General features: G+C 60.2%; 17 protein-coding genes. 7 read left to right on the top strand and 10 right to left on the bottom strand.

From position 1 onward, the window contains the following. The first annotated feature begins 119 nt into the window (after nt 1–119). The gene (locus OQ248_RS06335; RefSeq protein ID WP_265812329.1) at nt 120–1355 is read left to right on the top strand and encodes an MFS transporter; all 1236 of its coding nucleotides are present in this window, start codon (nt 120–122) and stop codon (nt 1353–1355) included. A gap of 156 nt (nt 1356–1511) precedes the next feature. Continuing rightward, entirely contained in the window at nt 1512–1769 is a 258-nt protein-coding gene (locus OQ248_RS06330; protein ID WP_265812328.1) for a hypothetical protein, read from the top strand. 106 nt (nt 1770–1875) lie between these two features. Here OQ248_RS06330 and OQ248_RS06325 read toward each other — a convergent pair whose 3' ends face one another. The 9 genes from OQ248_RS06325 to OQ248_RS06285 all read right to left on the bottom strand — a co-directional run bounded on the left by OQ248_RS06325 (nt 1876) and on the right by OQ248_RS06285 (nt 14500). Next, nucleotides 1876–2856 carry a peptide ABC transporter ATP-binding protein gene (locus tag OQ248_RS06325; protein WP_114881404.1) on the bottom strand — a complete coding sequence of 327 codons (981 nt, stop codon included), beginning with the start codon at nt 2854–2856 and terminating at the stop codon, nt 1876–1878. After that, complete coding sequence (locus tag OQ248_RS06320) at nt 2856–3824, bottom strand: ABC transporter ATP-binding protein (RefSeq protein WP_085711820.1); 969 nt, start codon at nt 3822–3824, stop codon at nt 2856–2858. The genes OQ248_RS06325 and OQ248_RS06320 overlap by 1 nt, the downstream gene beginning before the upstream one ends. A 10-nt stretch (nt 3825–3834) precedes the next feature. Then, on the bottom strand, nt 3835–4761 hold the full coding sequence (locus OQ248_RS06315) for an ABC transporter permease subunit (RefSeq protein ID WP_085711819.1): 927 nt from the start codon (nt 4759–4761) through the stop codon (nt 3835–3837). Between the two features lie 11 nt (nt 4762–4772). Further along, on the bottom strand, nt 4773–5783 hold the full coding sequence (locus OQ248_RS06310) for an ABC transporter permease subunit (RefSeq protein WP_119426677.1): 1011 nt from the start codon (nt 5781–5783) through the stop codon (nt 4773–4775). A 73-nt stretch (nt 5784–5856) separates the two neighbouring features. Next, nucleotides 5857–7452, bottom strand: coding sequence for an ABC transporter substrate-binding protein (locus OQ248_RS06305; RefSeq protein ID WP_134825477.1), 1596 nt, complete (start codon nt 7450–7452; stop codon nt 5857–5859). Nucleotides 7453–7530: 78 nt separating this feature from the next. Next, on the bottom strand, nt 7531–8943 hold the full coding sequence (locus OQ248_RS06300; RefSeq protein ID WP_085711816.1) for an OprD family porin: 1413 nt from the start codon (nt 8941–8943) through the stop codon (nt 7531–7533). Nucleotides 8944–9121: 178 nt separating this feature from the next. Further along, nucleotides 9122–10720, bottom strand: coding sequence for an ABC transporter substrate-binding protein (locus OQ248_RS06295; protein WP_265812327.1), 1599 nt, complete (start codon nt 10718–10720; stop codon nt 9122–9124). 295 nt (nt 10721–11015) lie between these two features. Continuing rightward, a complete protein-coding gene (locus OQ248_RS06290; RefSeq protein ID WP_085711814.1) occupies nt 11016–12638 on the bottom strand; it encodes an ABC transporter substrate-binding protein in 1623 nt (540 codons plus the stop codon). Nucleotides 12639–12898: 260 nt separating this feature from the next. Then, nucleotides 12899–14500 (bottom strand): ABC transporter substrate-binding protein, encoded by a 1602-nt coding sequence (locus tag OQ248_RS06285; protein ID WP_265812326.1) that lies wholly within the window; start codon nt 14498–14500, stop codon nt 12899–12901. Nucleotides 14501–15413: 913 nt separating this feature from the next. On the opposite strand from OQ248_RS06285, the gene OQ248_RS06280 reads away from it, so the two are divergent. Next, nucleotides 15414–15773: a DUF6124 family protein gene (locus OQ248_RS06280; RefSeq protein WP_265812325.1), complete on the top strand. Its 360-nt coding sequence runs from the start codon at nt 15414–15416 to the stop codon at nt 15771–15773. Between the two features lie 186 nt (nt 15774–15959). Here OQ248_RS06280 and OQ248_RS06275 read toward each other — a convergent pair whose 3' ends face one another. Then, a complete protein-coding gene (locus tag OQ248_RS06275; RefSeq protein ID WP_265812324.1) occupies nt 15960–16679 on the bottom strand; it encodes an SIMPL domain-containing protein in 720 nt (239 codons plus the stop codon). Between the two features lie 226 nt (nt 16680–16905). On the opposite strand from OQ248_RS06275, the gene OQ248_RS06270 reads away from it, so the two are divergent. The 4 genes from OQ248_RS06270 to OQ248_RS06255 all read left to right on the top strand — a co-directional run bounded on the left by OQ248_RS06270 (nt 16906) and on the right by OQ248_RS06255 (nt 21397). Continuing rightward, nucleotides 16906–18168 (top strand): ATP-binding protein, encoded by a 1263-nt coding sequence (locus OQ248_RS06270; RefSeq protein WP_007953651.1) that lies wholly within the window; start codon nt 16906–16908, stop codon nt 18166–18168. Further along, nucleotides 18161–18721 carry a response regulator transcription factor gene (locus OQ248_RS06265; protein ID WP_003221630.1) on the top strand — a complete coding sequence of 187 codons (561 nt, stop codon included), beginning with the start codon at nt 18161–18163 and terminating at the stop codon, nt 18719–18721. Before OQ248_RS06270 ends, OQ248_RS06265 begins: the two co-directional genes overlap by 8 nt. 96 nt (nt 18722–18817) lie before the next feature. Further along, on the top strand, nt 18818–20545 hold the full coding sequence (locus tag OQ248_RS06260; protein WP_265812323.1) for an ABC transporter ATP-binding protein/permease: 1728 nt from the start codon (nt 18818–18820) through the stop codon (nt 20543–20545). Nucleotides 20546–20650: 105 nt separating this feature from the next. Continuing rightward, nucleotides 20651–21397, top strand: a complete 747-nt coding sequence (locus OQ248_RS06255) for a FadR/GntR family transcriptional regulator (protein WP_085711808.1) — start codon at nt 20651–20653, stop codon at nt 21395–21397. Nucleotides 21398–21399: the final 2 nt, after the last annotated feature.

The following is a 21399-nucleotide window of genomic DNA, read 5'->3' as shown; positions in this document are numbered from 1 at the left end:
TTCCCGAACGCTTGTGGTTTGTGTCTGCTTTTACCGCAGCGGCGTTTTTAGCCGCGACAATCCGGGCGACGAGGTCTAGTGTTCAAAGCCCAAAGCGAGCTTTTTGAAGGATCAACGGAATGACCGGTCGGCTCATTCATTTGCTGCGATTCGATGGTTACTTCTCCACGATGGCCTGGGTACTCGCGGCGCTGTTGTTCATCAATCGCCTGAGCAGCATGGTCAAGCTGTTCATGGCCTTGTATCTGCGTCAGGAGCTGGGCTTCGCCATCGAGACCGTCGGCTGGCTGTTGGCGGCGTATGGCGGCGGGCTGTTGATCGGTTCGATGCTGGGCGGTTTGCTCAGCGACCATATCCGCACCGCGCGGCTGACGGCGGCGCTGTTCTTCGTTTCGGCGTGGGTACTGCTCGGGCTCGGGCTGGTGACGCAGATGTGGTTGCTGGCCGTGTTGCTGCTGCTCAGCGGCACGATCGACGGCGCGATTCGTACGCTGCATCAACGCCTGATCATGGAGTATTGCGAGGTTGCCCAGCGCCCACGGGCCCAGGCCTTGAGTCGTATTGCGCGAAATCTCGGGATGGCCGCCGCCGGTATAGCGGGCGGTGTGTTGGCGCAGACGGATTTTCGCTGGGTGTTCTTCATCAGCTCGGCGCTGACGCTGGTGGCGCTGCTCTGGTTTGTCCGCACGACCTGGCGGCGCACGGTGCTGATCCCGGACGAAACGCCAGAGACGCAGGCCGGCTCCGGCCTGCCGTATCGCGACAAGCCATTCCTCTGGCTGCTGGCGGCGACCTTCCTGCTCGGCATGGCGTTCGACACCGTTTACAGCACCCTCGGCAACTATCTGCGCGACTACTATCGCTTGAGTACCGAAGCCATCGGCTGGCAGTTCGCAATCAACGCTGTCCTTGTCGTGGCGTTGCAGATCCCAATCTCGCATTGGGGCGAACGCTGGGGCTCGCGCCGCCCCTTGATCGCCGGTTGCGTGTTGCTGGCGCTAGGGCTTGGCATGCTGCCACTGGGTTCCGGGCTGTTTTATGCCTGCCTATCGACGGTGGTCTGGACGCTGGGGGAGGCGCTGTTCATGCCGCCGCTGAATGTGCTGGTCATGCAGCATGCGCAACGCGGCAAAAGCGGCCAGTATTTCGGGCTGTTCTTCATGGCCTGGAGCGCGAGTGCGCTGCTGTCGCCGGTGCTCAGCGGTCAGTTGTACGGGCAGTTCGGTGGTCACAGTGTCTGGGTAGCCAGTGCGGTGCTGGCTTTGATGTCGGTCCCGCTGGTTTGTCTGGCGACCCGTATGCGCGTCTCGGCCAGCCAGCCCGTGCAAACCCGCAAGGCCGCCTCGCTTAGCTGATCCGGTTATGGGGGTTATTCGAAAGCGGTCTGTCCAGCCATGGCATTTCCGGGCATTGGTTAGCGTCCTATCTGGTGAACCCGGCTGATCGGAACTAGATTTTATTCAGCGCCGGACCGGCACTCTGGCTTCAACCACGAAAGGATGGAAACGCTTATGAGCATTTTTCAACGCATAGTGTTGTTGCTTAAGGTTTTGGTGATGCTGACGCTTGGCACCACGGCGGCGTGGGCGAGCAACGCGGCGCCTGCGCAGGGTTTCAATGCGGCTCAGGGGCACGCGGGTGTGGTCATGCTCGCCAAGTCCGAATCCGAACCCGGTGATCAGGACCAGGGTGGCAGCAAGGACGATGACGACTCGACCACCGACGAGCCGGACACCGATGATCCGGACGATGGCGACAGCCAGACATAGAATCGCAGACAAAAGAAAACCTCTTCTTCCGCGACTGATGCGCAATCGAGAAAGAAGAGGTTTGGTCAACGCTTTAACGACCCGCCCCGGCAACAGGGCGGGTTTTTTATGCCGCGCCGTCGAGGAACTGCTCGGCGTAGTGGCACGCTACCTGACGCGTGTCGAGCTGGCGCAGGGCCGGCTCTTCCGCGCTGCAACGTTCGGTCGCGTACGGGCAGCGCTTGTGGAACGCGCAGCCCGGTGGCGGGTTCAGCGGGTTGGGCAGCTCGCCGACGATCTTGATTTTCGGCTTGTCCGGATCCGGGTGGATGGTCGGAGTCGCCGACAGCAGCGCCTGGGTGTACGGGTGCAAAGGACGGGCATAGATGTCGTGCTTCGGACCGATTTCCACCGGACGCCCGAGGTACATCACCATCACGTCATCGGCCACGTGCTGCACCACCGCCAGGTTGTGCGAGATGAACACGTAACCGGTGTTGAACTCCTGCTGCATGTCCATGAACAGGTTCAGCACCTGCGCCTGGATCGACACGTCCAGTGCCGAAGTCGGTTCGTCCGCCACCAGCACTTTCGGTTGCAGCATCATGGCGCGGGCCAGCGCGATACGCTGACGCTGACCGCCGGAGAACATGTGCGGATAACGCTGGTAGTGCTCGGGACGCAGGCCGACCTGCTTCATCATCGCCTGGACTCGTTCGCGACGTTCGGCGGCCGACAGGTTGGTGTTGATCAGCAGCGGCTCGGCCAGTTGATCACCGATCTTCTGCCGAGGGTTCAACGACGCGTACGGGCTCTGGAACACCATCTGCACGTCTTTGCGCAGTTGCTTGCGCTGGGCCTTGTCGGCGCCGGCCACTTCCTGGCCTGCGATTTTCAGGGAACCGGATGACGGCTCCTCGATCAGGGTCAGGGCACGGGCGAGGGTGGATTTGCCGCAGCCCGATTCGCCTACTACGGCGAGGGTCTTGCCGGCTTCCAGTTCGAACGACACACCATTGAGGGCACGCACGGTCGCGTGGCCCTTGAACAGGCCACGGGAGACTTCGTAGTGACGGGTCAGGTCGCGGGCGGTAAGTACGACGGCCATTACGCCACCTCCTGGTTCAACGGATAGAAGCAGCGGGCGAGGCTGTGGCTTTTCGGATCAAGGGTCGGACGCTGCGCGCGGCAGCTGTCCTGCACGTACGGGCAGCGCGGCGACAGCAGGCAGCCTTGCGGACGGTCGTAACGGCCCGGAACGATACCCGGCAGTGTCGCCAGACGCTCGGCACCCTGGCTGTGTTCCGGAATCGCCTTGAGCAGCGCTTCGCTGTACGGGTGCGCCGGGATGTCGAACAGTTGCGGCACCTGACCGACTTCAACGGCCTGGCCGGCGTACATCACGCAGACGCGCTGGGCGGTTTCGGCCACCACGGCGAGGTCGTGGGTGATCAGCACCAGACCCATGTTCTGCTCTTTCTGCAACGCCAGCAGCAGGTCCATGATCTGCGCCTGGATCGTTACGTCGAGTGCGGTGGTCGGCTCGTCGGCGATCAGCAGTTTCGGTTCGCCGGCAATCGCCATGGCAATTGCCACACGCTGGCTCATGCCGCCGGACAGTTGGTGCGGATAGGCGTCCATACGGCTCGAAGCGCCGGGGATTTCAACCTTTTCCAGCAGTTCGATGGCGCGCTTGCGGGCGGCCTTGCCGGACATTTTCAGGTGCAGGCGCAGCACTTCCTCGATCTGGAAACCGACGGTGTAGCTCGGGTTCAACGCGGTCATCGGATCCTGGAACACCATCGACAGGTCTTTACCGACAATCTGCCGACGCTGGCGATTGCTCAGTTTGAGCATGTCTTTGCCGTCGAAGCTCAGGGAGTCGGCAGTGACGATCCCCGGGTGTTCGATCAGGCCCATCAGCGCCATCATGGTCACGGACTTGCCGGAACCCGATTCGCCGACGATGGCCAGGACTTCGCCCTTGTCGACCTTGAGGTCGAGGCCGTCGACCACCGGTGTGGCGTTCTTGTCGCCGAAGCGAACGTTGAGATTCTTGATTTCTAGCAGTGACATGGGAATCTCCTCAGGCGGCGTTCTTGAGTTTCGGGTCCAGCGCATCGCGCAGGCCGTCGCCCATCAAGTTGATTGCCAGCACGCTGAGCAAAATGGTCAGACCCGGCAGACTCACGACCCACCAGGCGCGTTCGATGTAGTCGCGGGCCGAGGCCAGCATGGTGCCCCACTCAGGGGTTGGCGGCTGGACGCCGAGGCCGAGGAAGCCCAGGGCGGCGGCGTCGAGGATCGCCGAAGAGAAGCTCAGGGTGGCCTGAACGATCAGCGGTGCCATGCAGTTCGGCAGCACGGTGATGAACATCAGGCGTGGCAGGCCGGCACCGGCCAGACGCGCAGCGGTCACGTAGTCGCGGTTCAGTTCGCCCATCACCGCAGCACGGGTCAGACGCACGTAGGACGGCAGCGAAACCACGGCAATCGCGATCACGGTGTTGATCAGGCCCGGGCCGAGGATGGCGACGATCGCCACGGCCAGCAGCAGCGACGGCAGGGCCAGCATGATGTCCATCAGACGCATGATGGTCGGGCCGACCACTTTCGGGAAGAAACCGGCGAACAGACCCAGCAGGATCCCCGGAATCAGCGACATCACCACCGACGACAGACCGATCAGCAGCGACAGGCGCGAACCCTGGATCAGACGCGACAGCAGGTCGCGACCCAGTTCATCGGTGCCGAGCAGGAACTGCATCTGCCCGCCTTCGAGCCACGCCGGTGGCGTCAGCAGGAAGTCACGGTATTGCTCGCTCGGGTTATGCGGGGCGACCCACGGCGCGAAGATCGCGCAGAAAATCACCAGCAGCATGAACAGCAGGCCGGCAACGGCGCCCTTGTTCTTGGCGAAGGCTTGCCAGAATTCTTTGTACGGCGACGGGTACAGCAGACTTTGATCCGCGCCAGGTGCAGCGGTGACTACTGAGGATGTTGGAGTGCTCATGGGTATTGACCTCAGCGCTGATGACGGATGCGTGGGTTGGCAAAGCCGTAGAGGATGTCCACCACGAAGTTGACCAGGATCACCAGGCAGGCGATCAACAGAATGCCGTTCTGCACGACCGGATAGTCCCGGGCGCCGATGGCTTCGATCAGCCATTTGCCGATGCCGGGCCACGAGAAGATGGTCTCGGTCAGTACCGCACCGGCCAGCAGGGTGCCGACTTGCAGGCCGACCACGGTCAGCACCGGGATCAGGGCGTTGCGCAGACCGTGCACGAACACCACGCGCGACGGCGACAGGCCTTTGGCCTTGGCGGTACGGATGTAGTCTTCACGCAGCACTTCGAGCATCGACGAACGGGTCATCCGTGCGATCACCGCCAGCGGAATGGTGCCGAGGACGATGGCCGGCAGGATCAGGTGATGCAGGGCATCCAGGAAAGCGCCGGTGTCATTGGCGAGCAGGGTGTCGATCAGCATGAAACCGGTGCGTGGCTCAATGTCATAGAGCAGGTCGATCCGCCCGGAAACCGGGGTCCAGCCCAGGCTCACCGAGAAGAACATGATGAGAATCAGGCCCCACCAGAAGATCGGCATCGAATACCCCGCCAGGGAGATGCCCATCACCCCGTGGTCGAACAGGGATCCTCGCTTGAGGGCCGCGATCACCCCGGCCAGTAGGCCCAGGACGCCGGCGAACAACAGGGCGGCCATGGACAGTTCCAGGGTCGCCGGGAAGAGGGAGGTGAACTCGGTCCATACGCTCTCACGGGTGCGCAGGGATTCGCCGAGATCGCCGTGGGCCAGTTTGCCGATGTAGTCCAGGTACTGGGCGTACAGCGGTTTGTTCAGACCGAGGCGTTCCATTGCCTGAGCGTGCATTTCGGGGTCGACCCGACGTTCGCCCATCATCACTTCCACGGGGTCGCCGGGAATCATGCGAATCAACGCGAAAGTCAGCAAGGTGATGCCGAAAAACGTGGGGATCAACAACCCCAGTCGGCGGGCAATAAAACTAAACATCTTGTGTGGTACCTCATCAGCCGGTTAGGCGTGCCCGGCGACCCTGGGGTCAGGGAGGCCGGGAGTTTCTTATCTACTTCACCTGGGTGGTGGCGAAGTTATTGGTTGTGAGAGGGCTGATGTGATAACCCTCTACGTTGTTGCGCATTGCGGTGAACATCCGGGTGTGGGCCATGCTGATCCACGGTTGGTCCTGATTGAAGATGGCCTGGGCTTCTTCATACAGTTTGGCGCGTTCGGCCGGATCTACTTTAGCCCGTGCTTCGTCGAGCAGGGTCTGGAATTTCTCGTTGCACCAGCGGGCGTAGTTTTCGCCGTTCTTGGCGGCCTCGCAACTGAGCATAGGCGTCAGGAAGTTATCCGGGTCGCCGTTGTCGCCCGCCCATCCGGCCGACACCATATCGTGTTCGCCGGCCTTGGCGCGCTTGAGCATTTCGCCCCATTCCATCACGCGGATGTCGATCTTGATCCCGACTTTCGCCAGGTCAGCCTGCATCATTTGCGCACCGAGCATCGGGTTCGGGTTGGTCGGGCCGCCGCCGTTGCGGGTAAACAGGGTAAACACGGTGCCTTCCGGCACACCGGCTTCCTTGAGCAGTTTGCGCGCTGCGTCGAGGTCACGTGGCGGGTTTTTCAGCTCGTGGTTGTAGCCCAGCAGGGTCGGCGGGTACGGGTTGACCGCAACGGTCGCGTTGCCCTTGCCGAACAGGGCGTTGACATAGGCTTCCTTGTCGAAGGCGATGTCGATCGCTTTACGCACCCGCACGTCGCTGATGTATTTGTGCTGGGTGTTCATGGCGATGTACGAGACGGTCATCGCGTCCATTTCATCGACTTTCAGCTTGTCGTCTTTCTTGATGCTCGGGATGTCATCCGGTTTCGGATATAGCGCGATCTGGCACTCGTTGGCCTTGAGCTTCTGCAGGCGCACGTTGTTGTCGGTGGCGATGGCCAGGATCAACGCATCGGCCGGCGGCTTGCCACGGAAGTAGTCCGGGTTGGCCTTGAAGCGAACCTGAGCGTCCTTGTTGTAGCGCTGGAAAACGAACGGGCCGGTGCCGACCGGCTTGTTGTTCAGGTCGCCGGTCTTGCCGGACTTGAGCAACTGGTCGGCGTATTCGGCCGGGTAGATCGAGGAGAACGCCATGGCGATGTCGGCCAGGAACGGCGCTTCGCGGCGGGTCAGGGTGAACTTGACGGTGTTGTCGTCGACTTTCTCGACGCTCTTGAGCAGTTCCTTGAAGCCCATGCTTTCAAAGTACGGGAAGCCCACGCTCGACAGCTTGTGCCACGGATGATTCGGGTCCAGCTGACGCTGGAAACTCCAGACCACGTCGTCGGCGTTCAGGTCGCGGGTCGGCTTGAAATATTCGGTGGTGTGAAACTTGACGCCTTTGCGCAGATGGAACGTGTAGGTCAGGCCGTCGTCGCTGATGTCCCAGGACTCGGCGAGTGCCGGGATCACTTCAGTGGTGCCGGGCTTGAAGTCGGCCAGGCGGTTGAAAATGGTTTCGGCCACCGCGTCGGCAGTGACTGCAGTCGTGTACTGGACCATATCGAAGCCTTCCGGACTGGCTTCGGTGCAGACCACCAAGGGTTTGGCCGAGACGCCGATGGCGGCGCTCAACAGGGCGGCAGCGACGGCCGCACGTAGGGGAAGCATTTTCATCGATAACCCTCTGCAATCGGTTGAAGACAAAAAGCCGAACGGCCGACTCGTCACTGAGTCAGCCGTCGGCACGCGTTTTTACAGAATGTTGAACGGTACGGTGGTCACGAGACGGAACTCGTTGATGCTGCCGTCAGCCTGGTTTTCGCTGGCGCGGTGAGCAGTGTAGGTGGCACGCACGGTGGTCGCCTTGAGCGGGCCGCTCTGTACCGCGTAAGTGGCACCGATGCCGTATTCGTAGTGATGCTCGCCGTCCATGCTGCGTACGTCATACGCAGTGCCGGTGTAGTGAGTACCGTCGATGCCCCAGCCGCGGGCCTGGTAAATGTTGAACTTCAGGCCTGGCACGCCGTATTCGGCCATGTTCAGACCGTAGGCGACCTGGAAGGATTTCTCGTTCGGGCCGTTGAAGTCGGACAGCAGGGAGTTGGCCAGGTAGATGCCGTTGGTTTCGTGCAGGTAGTCGAAGTATTCGTCACCGTTGATCGCCTGGTACGAGAAGGTCAGGCTGTGGGCCTGGTGAGTCAGGCCGAACGACAGCGAGTAGGTGTCGTTGTCGATGTTGCCCATCTCTTTCTTGCCGGTATCGACGGTCTTGTAGTAGTTCAGGCCGGTGGTCAGGCTCACGACGTTGCTGTCACCCAGTTCGTGGGTGGCGCCGAAGTAGTACTGGTTCCAGAAGTCTTCAGCCTTGGAGGCGTACAGGCTGGTCTTCAGGCTCTGCAGCGGCTGGTAGTTCAGGCCGACGATGCTCACGCGATCGGTTTCGGCGCCGTTGGCGCTGTACTCGGTGCGGAATTTCGACAGGCTCTCTTCGGTGCGCGGCGATACGCGGTCGAAGCTGCCGGCGTCGAACGACAGGTTGTTCAGCTCTTCGCTGTGCAGGCTCACACCTTCAAAGCTCGAAGGCAGTGCACGGTTGCCGATGGTGTCGACGATTGGCGTGCTGAAGTTCTGGCGACCGGCGGTCAGGGTGGTGTTGGAAACGCGGAACTTGACGTTGGCCAGGCCCAGTTTGCTCCACTGACCTTCAGCGTCACCGCCTTCCTTGGTCAGGGTACGGTTGTTGCCCGCGCCTGGACGCGAACCCGGTGCACCACCGTTGTTGGAGGCCAGGGCCTTGCGATCACGCTCCAGGGCCACGGCGTTGTAGGCGGCTACTTCAGTGCTGACACCCACGGTGCCCTGAGTGAAACCGGAGGTGAAGTTGACGATGGTGCCCTGTACCCAGTTGATACGACGATCGGTCGGGGTGGCAACGCCGTCCTTGCGGTAAGTGAACTTGCCGCCGCGCTTCAGTTGCTCGTTGGCGTACCAGTTACGGGTCGTGCCGCTGACTTTGGAGCCTTCGAGGAAGCCGGTGGCGTCAGCCTGGGCGCTTTTCTCGTTGACGGTCACCGGGGTGAACGCCTGGCTCTGCTCCTCGGCAAACGCCGTGGCGGTGATGCTGCTGATGGCCAAGGCCAGTATCGCGGTGCTGCTCAGTTTCATGGGTGAAGCTCCTTTACTTTCTTTTTATGCCGGCTTTTTTTGTTGGGCCGGTTTTTGGTTTTAGAACTCATTCACACATCGCAAACGTTTGCAAAAGGCCTGATCGGCAAATTTCGGCAAAGCGCTTGCGTGAGGAGGTAGACAGCCTCCTCAGCATTGCGGCTAATCGGTTATGGGTTTAATCGATGCTGACACCCGAAAACACGTTGCGGCCGAAGGGACTGACCTTGAATCCTTCAACCCTGGCGCTCAGCGGCTGGTTGACCGTCGAGTGGGCGACAGGCGTGATCGGCACTTGCTGCTTGAGCAACTGCTGGGCCTGTTTGTAGAGCACGGTGCGCTGGTCGCGGTCGGTGACGACCTTGGCCTCTTTGATCAGCTTGTCGTAAGCCGGGTCGCACCACATGGAATAGTTGTTGCCGCCAATGGCGTCGCAGCTATACAGCGTGCCGAGCCAGTTGTCCGGGTCCCCGTTGTCACCGGTCCAGCCGATCAGGCTGACATCGTGTTCGCCATTCTTGGTGCGCTTGATGTACTCGCCCCATTCGTAGCTGACGATCTTCACTTTCAGACCGATTTTCGCCCAGTCTGCCTGGAGCATTTCGGCCATCAGTTTGGCGTTCGGGTTGTACGGGCGCTGCACCGGCATGGCCCACAGGGTGATCTCGGTGCCTTCCTTGACGCCCGCAGCCTTGAGCAGTTCCTTGGCTTTTTCCGGGTTGTAGGCGGCGTCCTTGATGCTGGTGTCGTAGGACCATTGGGTCGGCGGCATGGCGTTGACCGCCAGTTGACCGGCACCCTGGTAAACAGCGTTGAGAATCCCCTGTTTATTCACCGCCATGTCCAGCGCCTGACGCACTTCGAGCTGGTCGAACGGTTTGTGGCGCACGTTGTAGGCGATGTAGCCGAGGTTGAAGCCCGGCTTTTCGATCAGTTGCAGTTTCGGGTCGTTTTTCAGTGCCGGCACATCGGCCGGGCGCGGATGCAGAGTGACCTGGCACTCGCCAGCCTTGAGCTTCTGCACGCGCACCGAAGCGTCGGTATTGATCGCGAAAATCAGGTTCTTCAGCTTCACCCGGCTCTGATCCCAGTAATGAGGGTTGCCGGTGTAGCGGATGTTCGAGTCTTTCTGATAGCTCTTGAACACGAACGGGCCAGTGCCGATCGGCTTCTGGTTGATATCGCTCGGCTTGCCTTCGGCCAGCAGCTTGTCGGCGTATTCGGCGGACAGAATGGCGGCGAAGCTCATGGCGATGTTCTGGATGAACGCGGCGTCGACGCTGTTGAGCGTGAACTGCACGGTCAGCGGCCCGGTCTTTTCGACCTTGGCGATGTTCTTGTTCAGGCTCATCCCGTTGAAATACGGGAACTCGGTCGGATAAGCCTTACGGAAAGGCTGTTGCGGATCGAGCATGCGGTTAAACGTGAACAGCACGTCGTCGGCGTTGAAGTCGCGGGTAGGTTTGAAGTACGCCGTTGTATGAAATTTCACCCCTTCACGCAGGTGAAAGGTGTACTTGAGGCCATCCTCGGAAATATCCCAGCTCGTTGCCAGGCCCGGTACGACATTGGTCGCGCCTTTTTCGAACTCGGCCAGACGGTTGTACAGCGGTTCGGCGGCGTCGTTATCGGTCGCGGTCGTGTATTGCGCGGTATCGAAACCGGCCGGGCTGCCTTCGGAGCAGAACACCAGGCTGTCGCTGGCGGCAAAACTCGCGGACGTGGCGGCCAACAGGCCGGCGCCCAGCAATGCGGAAAAAACCAAGGTGTGGCGCATGACGCTCCCTCTTTTCTCAGTGTTTTTCAATGCGCCGCGATCCCTTCCAGGGAAGTTGTGGCTGCATTGAGCTCAAACCCACAGCAAACCGATAGCCCACGCAGTCACTGGTCAGAACCTGACGGTAGGGGCCGCAGGTCTGGCAGTAAATGCGCTGAGTCCTAAAGACTCGTAGGAAAAGGCGACACGTCCTAAACCAACCTGGTAAGACCAAGTGGAAAAGGATGTAGGCAAATTCCTGACTATTCGGCAGAAAAAAGCAGCGGCGACGCTGAAAACGTCGCCGCTGCGTTTTTTACTTGATGCTGACGCCGTAGAAGGAGTTCAAGCCGAACGGGCTGATCTTGAAGTCCTGCACGTTGGCGCGCATGGGTTGATACACCGTCGAGTGAGCGATAGGTGTCATAGGGACTGCATCTTTGAGGACGTGCTGCGCCTCTTTGTAGAGTTCGGTGCGCTTGGCCTGGTCAGTGGTGCGCTTGGCTTCTTTCACGAGGCCGTCGAATTTCTTGTCGCACCATTTGGAGAAGTTGTTGCCGCTCAGCGAGTCGCAACCAAACAGCACGTTGAGCCAGTTGTCCGGGTCACCATTGTCACCGCTCCAGCCAATGATCATGGCCTGGTTCTCGCCACCTTTGGAACGCTTGATGTACTCGCCCCACTCGTAGCTGGTGATCTTCACGTTCAGACCGATCTTCTTCCAGTCGGACTGGAGCATTTCGGCCATCAGTTTGGCGTTCGGGTTGTACGGACGCTGAACCGGCATCGCCCACAGGACGATCTCGGTGCCTTCCTTGACGCCGGCTTCCTTGAGCAGCTGCTTGGCTTTCTCGGGATCGTATTTGGCGTCCTTGATGGTGGTGTCGTAGGACCACTGGGTCGGCGGCATGGCGTTGACGGCCAGCTGGCCTGCGCCCTGGTAAACCGAGTCGATGATCTGTGGCTTGTTGACGGCCATGTCCAGCGCCTGGCGAACGCGCAGGTCGGCCAGCGGGTTGGCTTCGTTGCTGCCCTTGACCTTGTCCATCACGTTGTAGGCGATGTAGCCCAGGTTGAAACCGGCCTGGTCAGGCATCTTCAACGCAGGATCGGCTTTCAGTGCGGCGAGGTCGGCCGGACGCGGGAACAGAGTGACCTGGCACTCGTTCTTCTTCAGCTTCTGGATACGTACCGACGGGTCGGTGGTGATGGCGAAGATCAGGTTGTCGATCTTCACGTCTTCAGGCTTCCAGTAGTCCTTGTTCCCGGTGTAGCGGATGTTGGAGTCTTTCTGGTAGCTCTTGAATACGAACGGACCAGTGCCGATCGGCTTCTGATTGATGTCGGCAGCCTTGCCTTCCTTCAGCAGCTGCGCTGCGTACTCGGCGGACTGAACCGAAGCGAAGCTCATGGCCATGTTCTGGATGAACGCGGCGTCGACTTCTTTCAGAGTGAACTTGACGGTGTGGTCGTCGACTTTATCGATCTTGGTGATGTTGGTATCCATCCCCATGTCGGTGAAGTACGGGAATTCGGTCGGGTACGCCTTACGGAACGGGTCATCCTTGTTAATCATGCGATTGAAGGTGAACAGCACGTCGTCGGCGTTGAACTCACGAGTCGGCTTGAAATACGGGGTGGTGTGGAACTTCACGCCTTCACGCAGGTGGAAGGTGTAGGTCAGGCCGTCCGGGGAAATGTCCCAGCTGGTCGCCAGCCCAGGAACAACGGCGGTGCCGCCACGCTCGAACTGGGTCAGACGGTTGAACATGGTTTCGGCTGAGGCGTCGAAGTCGGTTCCGGTGGTGTATTGGCCTGGGTCGAAACCGGCCGGGCTGCCTTCGGAGCAGAACACCAGGTTAGTCGCAGCGGAAGCGAAAGGTGCGGAGGCTAACAAGCCTGCGCCGACTAAAAACGGAATGACCGCGTGTTTAAGCATGTTGGCCTCATGATTTGTTGTCATTTTTTAATATTGAGGTACGACCTCGTGAGTCGTGCCTGCGGATACTTATGCAGGGCCCATACCCAATGCAAGATCCAGAGCGCCCGGCGGCATCAAACGGTGGCACGAACGTACCTTAATGTCGCATCTGTATAACTTCTGACGCATTTGACCGTTTGCGGTCGGTTTTTACGGTGCAAATGAAGCCCCAAAACGGTGCATTGGTCACGATTTGCGCGCCGCCTTGGGGCCGGGTGTTACTTATTTATACCCACGCCATAGAAGGGGGTTAGACCGAACGGGCTGATCTTGAAGTCGGTGACTTCCTTGCGCAGTGGCTGGAACACCGTGGAGTTGGCGATCGGCGTGATCGGCACCTGCTGTTTCAGGATCAGTTGCGCCTGTTGATACAGTTTTACCCGTTGCGATTTATCGGTGGACACCTTGGCCTGCTGCACCAGTTTGTCGTAGGCCGGATCGCACCACTTGGCGTAGTTGCTGCCTTTCACCGCCGCGCAGCTGTAAAGCACGCCCAGCCAGTTGTCCGGGTCGCCGTTGTCACCGGTCCAGCCGTAGATCATCGCGTCGTGTTCGCCATTCTTGGCGCGCTTGATGTACTCGCCCCATTCATAGCTGACGATGTTGGCCTTGATACCGATTTTCTCCCAATCCTGCTGGATCATTTGTGCCGACATCCGCGCATTGGGGTTGGACGCACGCTGCACGGTCATCGCCCAGAGGTTGATGGTTGTACCCGGTGCAACCCCGGCTTCCTTGAGTAGCGCCTTGGCTTTTACGGGGTCGTACGGTGCGTCCTTGATATTCGGGTCATAGGACCATTGCGCGGGTGGCAGGGCGTTCTGCGCCAGTTGCCCGGCACTCTGGTAAACCGCCTTGATGATCGCCGGTTTGTCGATCGCCATGTCCAGTGCCTGACGCACCTTGAGCTGGTCCAGCGGGGGATGGGTGGTGTTGTAGGCGAGGAAGCCGAGGTTGAAGCCGGCCTGCTTCAACACGCGCAGGTTCGGGTCTTTTTCCATCACTTCGATGTCGGCCGGGCGCGGGTAGCCGCTGACCTGGCATTCGCCGGTCTTGAGCTTCTGCAGGCGGACGGCGGCGTCCGGGGTGATCGAGAACACCAGGTTGTCGATTTTCACATCTTCGGGTTTCCAGTAGTCCTTGTTCGCCGCGTAGCGGATCTGCGAGTCCTTCTGGTAACGCTTGAACACGAACGGGCCGGTGCCGACCGGTTTCTGGTTGATGTCTGCTGCCTTGCCTTCCTTGAGCAACTGCGCGGCGTATTCGGCGGATTGCACCGAGGCGAAGCTCATGGCGAGGTTTTGCACGAACGCGGCGTCGACGTTGTTCAGGTTGAAGCGCACGGTGTGTTCGTCGAGTTTTTCCACGGATTTGATCGTGGTGTTCAGGTCCATGTCGGTGAAGTACGGGGACTCGGCGGGATAGGCCTTGCGAAAGGCGTTGTCCGGGTCGAGCAGGCGCTGGAAGGTGAACAGTACGTCGTCGGCGTTGAAGGTGCGGGTGGGGGTGAAGTAATCCGTGGTGTGGAATTTTACGTTCTGGCGCAGGTGGAAGGTGTACTGGAGGCCGTCCGGGGTTACGTCCCAGCTTGTGGCCAGGCCGGGTTCGACTTCGGTGCCACCGCGTTTGAATTGGGTGAGGCGGTTGAAGACGGTTTCGGCGGAGGCGTCGAAGTCGGTACCGCTGGTGTATTGGCTGGGGTCGAAGCCTGCGGGGCTGGCTTCGGAGCAGTAGACGAGGGTTGTTGCTGCGTTGGCGATTGGGGTTATGGCGGTCAGAGCCAGGGTTATTAGAACTGGTTTAAGGGTGAATCTATGCATATCTGGCCCGCTGGTCTGGAAGTGGTTGTGGCGGGGGAGGTTAGCTGGGGTTTTGGTGGGCGCGGAAATATCGTTTTTCTAGGTTAGGTGTCTGTCTCGGTATATCTGGGGGATTAGGTACATATCCGTTGCTGCGGTAACGGCTTCTTATGGTTCCGCCCTTACGGCGGGTCACTTTTTACAAACGCCTAAAAAGTAACCAAAAACGCTTGCTCCTACGTTCGGCCCGCTCGCTGAGGCTCGGGGTTCCTTCGCTCCGGGATTCATCCGGGGGGCATCGCCTACGGTTTGCTTCGCTGCACCTCCTCTCGATGTGTTTGGCTTCGCCAAACGGTCGCTGCGCTCCCACCCCCGGATAAATCCCTCCACTCAGCCTTCCGACGTCGCCCGTGGATCAAGATCAAGAGCTGCAGCCGAGCTAACGCTCATCCTGTTGAGTGGTGGTGGGGCAACAGCTAGAGCGGTTTGTGTGCTTTTCAGATTTTGAATTCACCTTCGATATCGCACGTCGGCGTACCTCTCCCAAACACCACGGTCAGTCCCCTCTCCCTCCGGGAGAGGGTTAGGGTGAGGGCAGCTTTTGAAACTGTTTAAATCTCAACAACATCGCAGGACCCTTCCCACAAGGTTTTCAGGTTGTCCGTCGGAAGCACGCTCTCTAGTCTTCGGTTGTCGCAGAAAACTCTGTGATTGGGTGTGAGAACCCAGGCAAGCGAGTGTTATTCAAACGTCAGTCCGACCATAATTGCCGCCAGCTCTCTGCTGCCTGTAATTGATTTATGGCGGCTGTGTGCGGGCAGACTTTGGTCTGGCCGGAATCTCCTTGCCCGGTTTCTCACCCCGCACATAGCTGCCACCTCTTCGCCGCGTGAGAACGGCATCTGGTGGCTTAAAGTCAGCAAGGAGGTTATCAATGAACAAGGTTGTCCCCGACCCACCCCTCGAATCACCCACCCCCCTCGAAGAAGCCATGCGCGCCGAAGACCTCGCCCGCAACCGCGAAGCCATCAAGCGCGCCCTCGATTTCTATCTTTGCCCCAACCCTTCCAAACCGCGCCCGAGCACGATGTACATGGTCACTCCCAACGTCGACACCGAAAGTCTGCTGGCCAATGCCTGCGAGTCCCTGGCGTCGGCCAGTACCATCGCCAGCAATTTCGCAAACGAACTCAGCGGCCCGCAACGCAGTACCGCGCTCGGGATCCAGCAGATCATCATGCTGGCCGAGCTGGCGGTGAACCGGGCGCTGGATCGGGTTGATCCGCGAGCCTGACGACCGAGTCATCGTTCATCGCGGGCAAGCCCGCTCCCACAGGGTCGTGCGCGATTTCAATAAATCCGTAGAACCGGTGGGAGCTGGCTTGCCAGCGATGACGACAGAGCTGACAACTCAAATCCCGGGCACAAAAAAACCGGCGATCATCACTGATCACCGGTTCTTCATTCCGCCGTCACTCAATCACTGCATCAACACTTCGATCGAGCCATCGGCCGTCAAGCTGACCTGGCTGGTGCCTGCTTCGACTTCAGGCGTCACTGGCGCAGCGTCCATGCCAGCGGCCGCTTTCATCATCATCGGGGCGCGCATGTACGGTTGCGGGTAGCCGTTGCTGTTGAGGTTCAGGTTGACGATTTTGTAGCCCTTGCCGCCCAGGGCGTCGGTGGCCAGTTGGGCGCGGCCCTTGAAGGCGGTGACGGCTTCTTTCAGCAGTTTGTCTTCGCTGGCCTTGCGGGTCGGGTCGGCGATGGCGAAGTCCATGCCGCCCATTTTCAGGTCGGTCAGCAACTCGCCGGTGAGTTTGGACAGGGCGGCGAAGTCGGTGCTTTCCAGGCGCAGTTCGGCGCGTTCGCGCCAGCCGGTGATTTTCTGGCCCTTGGTGTCGTAGATCGGGTAGCTGTTGCGGCTGCCCTGGCGCAGGGTGATGTCTTTCACCTGTTTGGCCTGGGCCAGGGCCTTGTTCATGGTAGTGCTGACGTCGGCGGCGAGTTTGGCAGGGTCGGTGTTCTGTTCTTCGGTGTAGAGGGTCACGATCATCAGGTCGCGGGCCACTTCCTGGCTGACTTCGGCGCGCAGGGAAATCTGGTTGTAGTGCAGCTCATCGGCGGCCAGAGCCGGAAGGCTGGCGACGCTGCCGACGGTGAGGGCGAGAAGGGCGGCGCTGCGGCGAAATGTGTGCATGAAAGCTCCTTGATGAGGGCGCAGGTGATGGTTCGGGGGCCTGCGTGAAACCATCAGACTCTAGCTTTTATGATCCGGTTCGCCCAGTTACAACTTCTATACAGATGGGCCTTATAGCCGCCGCGCCGCTTTTTGCCATGTGGTCGTTTGCCGCACTTTCGCCTCTCAAGCCCGCGCCTTGGTTATACTCCGTGCGATCCGCCTGGAGCGCTCATCAGGAGAGCTCATGCTCGCCCCCGTACAACTGACTTCCGCCACTCGCCAGAACCTCTGGCGGCTGACTTTCATCCGCACCCTGGTGCTCGCCGCGCAGGCCGGTTCCGTGGGCCTGGCCTACTGGCTGGAATTGTTGCCGTTGCCGTGGGTGCAACTGGTGATGACCCTCGGCTGTTCGATTCTGCTGTGTGTGTTCACCGCCGTGCGCCTGCGCACTTCGTGGCCGGTCACCGAGCTCGAATATGCGCTGCAACTGGCCTGCGACCTGGTTATCCACAGCGCCTTGCTGTATTTCTCCGGTGGTTCGACCAACCCGTTCGTTTCCTATTATCTGGTGCCGCTGACCATCGCAGCGGTGACGCTGCCGTGGCGTTATTCGGTGGTGCTGTCGGGCATTGCGCTGGCCTTGTACACCTTGATGCTGACGCATTTCTATCCGCTGGAAACCCTGCCGGTGGCCCGGGAGAATCTGCAGATCTACGGCATGTGGCTGAGCTTCGCCCTTGCGGCGGCGGTCATCACATTCTTCGCCGCGAGGATGGCCGAAGAGCTGCGCCGCCAGGAAGAGTTGCGGGCGATCCGCCGTGAAGAAGGCCTGCGCGACCAGCAGTTGCTGGCGGTGGCGACTCAGGCCGCCGGTGCCGCTCATGAGCTGGGTACGCCGCTGGCGACCATGAGCGTGTTGCTCAATGAAATGCAGCAGGATCATCACGATCCGATGCTTCAGGAAGACCTGAAGGTGCTCAAGGATCAGGTCAAGCTCTGCAAGGAAACCCTGCAACAACTGGTGCGCGCCGCCGAGGCCAATCGCCGGATGGCGGTGGAGATGCAGGATGTCACCGAATGGCTCGACGAGGCGCTCAACCGCTGGCACCTGATGCGCCCCGAAGCCAGTTATCGCTTCCAGCGTCTGGGCCAGGGGCCGTTGCCACGTGTGGCACCTCCGCCGGATCTGACCCAGGCCTTGCTGAATCTGCTGAACAACGCCGCCGATGCCTGTCCGGAAAATCTTCAGGTGACCCTGGACTGGACCGCCGAAGACCTGACCATCAGCATTCGCGACCACGGCGCCGGTGTGCCGCTGGCCATCGCCGAACAGATCGGCAAACCGTTTTTTACCACCAAGGGCAAAGGTTTCGGCCTGGGCCTGTTTTTGAGCAAGGCCAGCGTGACACGCGCCGGCGGCTCAGTGAAACTCTATAGTCATGAGGAAGGCGGCACGCTCACCGAGCTGCGCCTGCCCCACGGCGCCCGAGGAGAGCAACATGAGTGACGAAATCCAAGTCGAAGGCGAAGAACTGCCGCATTTGCTGCTGGTCGATGACGACGCGACCTTTACCCGGGTGATGGCTCGTGCCATGGCTCGCCGTGGTTTTCGCGTCAGCACCGCCGGTTCCGCCGAGGAAGGCCTGACCATCGCCCAGGCCGATCTGCCGGACTATGCGGCGCTGGACCTGAAAATGGACGGCGATTCCGGTCTGGTCTTGCTGCCCAAGCTGCTGGAGCTGGACCCGGAAATGCGCGTGGTGATCCTCACCGGTTACTCGAGCATTGCCACCGCGGTCGAAGCGATCAAGCGCGGTGCCTGCAACTACCTGTGCAAACCGGCGGACGCCGACGACGTGCTGGCGGCGCTGCTGTCCGAACACGCCGACCTCGACAGCCTGGTGCCGGAAAACCCGATGTCGGTGGATCGCCTGCAGTGGGAACACATCCAGCGCGTGCTGACCGAGCACGAAGGCAACATCTCCGCCACTGCCCGCGCCCTGGGCATGCACCGCCGTACCCTGCAGCGCAAGCTGCAAAAGCGCCCGGTTCGTCGCTGAACCTGCGCTGAACGGCCATCGCCAGCCCTCGCGATAAAGCGCACCGATCAACTATGATCGGTGCGTGTCTGTTCTTTTCTTTATCGAGCCTTATCCATGAATCAGAACGCTGAATATTCCGCGGTCAACGATGCTGTGCGCGGGCAGTTTTTTCGCAAGGTGTGGGCCATGACCACGCCTTACTGGCGCAGTGAAGAGAAGGGCAAGGCCTGGACGCTGCTGATTGCCGTGATTGCACTCTCGCTGCTCAGCGTGGGCATCTCGGTGTGGTTCAACACTTGGTACAAGGATTTCTATAATGCGCTGCAAAAGAAAGATGAAGCGGCGTTCTGGCATCTGATCCTGTACTTCTGCGCGATTGCTGCAGTCGCGATTGTCGGTGCGGTGTATCGGCTCTACCTGACTCAGATGCTGACGATCCGCTGGCGAGCCTGGCTTACTGAAAAGCATTTTTCCCGTTGGCTCGCCGACAAGAATTACTACCAGTTGGAGCAGGGTGGTTACACCGATAACCCGGACCAGCGGATTTCCGAAGACCTCAACAATTTCACCTCCAATACCCTTGAGCTGGGTATCGGGCTGCTACGCAATGTCGTCAGCCTGGTGTCGTTTTCGATTATTTTGTGGGGCGTGTCGGGCAGTATTGAAGTTTATGGCATCACTATTCCCGGCTACATGTTCTGGTGCGTTCTGGTTTATGCAGTGGTCGGTAGCTGGTTGACGCATTTAATCGGTCGACGACTGATCGGTCTGAATAACCAACAACAACGCTTCGAAGCCGACCTGCGTTTTTCCATGGTGCGGATTCGGGAAAATGCCGAAAGCATTGCTCTGTACAACGGCGAACCGAATGAGAATCGTCGCTTGAGCGGCCGCTTCGGCAATGTCTGGCACAACTTCTGGGACATCATGAAAGTCTCCAAGCGCCTGACGTTTTTCACGGCCGGTTACAGCCAGGCCGCGATCATTTTCCCATTCATCGTCGCCTCGCCGCGTTACCTCGCCGGCAAGATCGAGCTCGGTGAACTCATGCAGATCAGCTCGGCATTCGGCAACGTTCAGGAGAGTTTCAGCTGGTTCATCAGTGCTTACCAGAACCTCGCTTCCTGGCGCGCCACGTGCGATCGTCTGCTGAGCTTCCATCAGGCCATGACCAGCAACGAAGAGCGTGCACCGGCCATCGACGTGCAGAACCAGGGCAGCGAATTGAAGGTGCACAACCTCGGGCTCGATCTGGCCGATGGTCGTCATCTGCTGACCAGTGCCACGATGACCGTAGAACCGGGCGACCGGGTGATGCTCAGTGGCCGCTCCGGCAGCGGTAAATCCACCCTGTTCCGGGCGATGGGGCATTTGTGGCCAGCCGGACACGGCAGCATTCGCCTGCCGGCATCGCGTTATCTGTTCCTGCCACAGAAGCCGTATCTGCCGATCGGCACCCTGCGTGACGCCTTGAGTTATCCACAACCGGGCGACACCTACGCACCAGAGCGTTATGCACAAGTGCTGGAAACCTGCCGTCTGCCGCATCTGGTGGCACGTCTGGAAGAAGCCAACCACTGGCAGCGCATGTTGTCGCCAGGTGAGCAGCAACGTCTGGCCTTCGCCCGTGCGCTGCTCTACGCACCGCACTGGCTGTACATGGACGAAGCGACGTCGGCGATGGACGAAGAAGACGAAGCCACGCTGTATCAGGCCCTGATCGATCAGTTGCCGGGCCTGAGCATCGTCAGCGTAGGCCATCGCAGCAGCCTCAAGCGCTTCCATCCACGGCATGTGCGGATCGACAGCGGGCATCTGGTCGAGCAGACCGTCACGGCCTGATGTGTACCGAATCTGTGGGAGCCTGCTCCCACAGAGGACGGTGATCGTACAACTCCCTTGGGCTATGATGCCCCTCTTACCGAATTTTCGAGACAAACGCAGACCATGGAAACCCCGATCGACACCCCGCGCCTCCCTCGCAAGCGCCGCAGCCTGGCACAGGAACTGGTGACGGTGCTGACCGAGCAGATCCGCGACGGTCTGCTCAAGCGTGGCGACAAGTTGCCCACCGAGTCGGCGATCATGGAGGCTCATGGTGTCAGCCGCACCGTGGTGCGCGAGGCGATTTCCCGGCTGCAGGCTGCAGGGCAGGTGGAAACCCGCCACGGCATCGGCACCTTCGTGCTCGACACGCCGAGCCCGAGCGGTTTCCGGATCGACCCGGCCACCGTGGTCACTCTACGTGACGTGCTGGCAATTCTCGAATTCCGTATCAGTCTGGAAGTTGAATCTGCCGGCCTTGCCGCACAGCGTCGCAGCGCCGAGCAACTGGCCGCGATGCGCGCCGCCCTCGATGCGCTGAACGAAAGCGTGGCCCATGCCAGCGATGCAGTGGCGTCGGATTTCCAGTTCCACCTGCAAATCGCCCTGTCCACCGGCAACCGCTACTTCACCGACATCATGACCCACCTGGGCACCAGCATCATTCCGCGCACGCGGCTGAATTCGGCGCGTCTGGCCCATGATGATCAGCAGCACTACATGAATCGCCTGAGCCGCGAGCACGAGGAAATCTACGAGGCCATCGCCCGCCAGGATGCCGATGCCGCACGCGCGGCCATGCGCCTGCACCTGACCAACAGCCGCGAACGGCTGCGTCAGGCCCATGAAGAGGCGCAGGCACAGGGTTGAGG

This window comes from Pseudomonas sp. COW5 (assembly GCF_026240005.1).
GTDB lineage: Bacteria > Pseudomonadota > Gammaproteobacteria > Pseudomonadales > Pseudomonadaceae > Aquipseudomonas > Aquipseudomonas kribbensis.
The sequence above is the reverse complement of the archived record's forward strand: the minus strand, read 5'-3'. Positions and strand labels throughout refer to the sequence as shown.

Excerpts from the sequence above, each read along its gene's own strand:
- OQ248_RS06335 (WP_265812329.1), top strand. The coding sequence starts at position 120 with ATGACCGGTCGGCTCATTCATTTGCTGCGATTCGATGGTTACTTCTCC.
- OQ248_RS06330 (WP_265812328.1), top strand. The coding sequence starts at position 1,512 with ATGAGCATTTTTCAACGCATAGTGTTGTTGCTTAAGGTTTTGGTGATG.
- OQ248_RS06325 (WP_114881404.1), bottom strand. The coding sequence starts at position 2,856 with ATGGCCGTCGTACTTACCGCCCGCGACCTGACCCGTCACTACGAAGTC.
- OQ248_RS06320 (WP_085711820.1), bottom strand. The coding sequence starts at position 3,824 with ATGTCACTGCTAGAAATCAAGAATCTCAACGTTCGCTTCGGCGACAAG.
- OQ248_RS06315 (WP_085711819.1), bottom strand. The coding sequence starts at position 4,761 with ATGAGCACTCCAACATCCTCAGTAGTCACCGCTGCACCTGGCGCGGAT.
- OQ248_RS06310 (WP_119426677.1), bottom strand. The coding sequence starts at position 5,783 with ATGTTTAGTTTTATTGCCCGCCGACTGGGGTTGTTGATCCCCACGTTT.
- OQ248_RS06305 (WP_134825477.1), bottom strand. The coding sequence starts at position 7,452 with ATGAAAATGCTTCCCCTACGTGCGGCCGTCGCTGCCGCCCTGTTGAGC.
- OQ248_RS06300 (WP_085711816.1), bottom strand. The coding sequence starts at position 8,943 with ATGAAACTGAGCAGCACCGCGATACTGGCCTTGGCCATCAGCAGCATC.
- OQ248_RS06295 (WP_265812327.1), bottom strand. The coding sequence starts at position 10,720 with ATGCGCCACACCTTGGTTTTTTCCGCATTGCTGGGCGCCGGCCTGTTG.
- OQ248_RS06290 (WP_085711814.1), bottom strand. The coding sequence starts at position 12,638 with ATGCTTAAACACGCGGTCATTCCGTTTTTAGTCGGCGCAGGCTTGTTA.
- OQ248_RS06285 (WP_265812326.1), bottom strand. The coding sequence starts at position 14,500 with ATGCATAGATTCACCCTTAAACCAGTTCTAATAACCCTGGCTCTGACC.
- OQ248_RS06280 (WP_265812325.1), top strand. The coding sequence starts at position 15,414 with ATGAACAAGGTTGTCCCCGACCCACCCCTCGAATCACCCACCCCCCTC.
- OQ248_RS06275 (WP_265812324.1), bottom strand. The coding sequence starts at position 16,679 with ATGCACACATTTCGCCGCAGCGCCGCCCTTCTCGCCCTCACCGTCGGC.
- OQ248_RS06270 (WP_007953651.1), top strand. The coding sequence starts at position 16,906 with ATGCTCGCCCCCGTACAACTGACTTCCGCCACTCGCCAGAACCTCTGG.
- OQ248_RS06265 (WP_003221630.1), top strand. The coding sequence starts at position 18,161 with ATGAGTGACGAAATCCAAGTCGAAGGCGAAGAACTGCCGCATTTGCTG.
- OQ248_RS06260 (WP_265812323.1), top strand. The coding sequence starts at position 18,818 with ATGAATCAGAACGCTGAATATTCCGCGGTCAACGATGCTGTGCGCGGG.
- OQ248_RS06255 (WP_085711808.1), top strand. The coding sequence starts at position 20,651 with ATGGAAACCCCGATCGACACCCCGCGCCTCCCTCGCAAGCGCCGCAGC.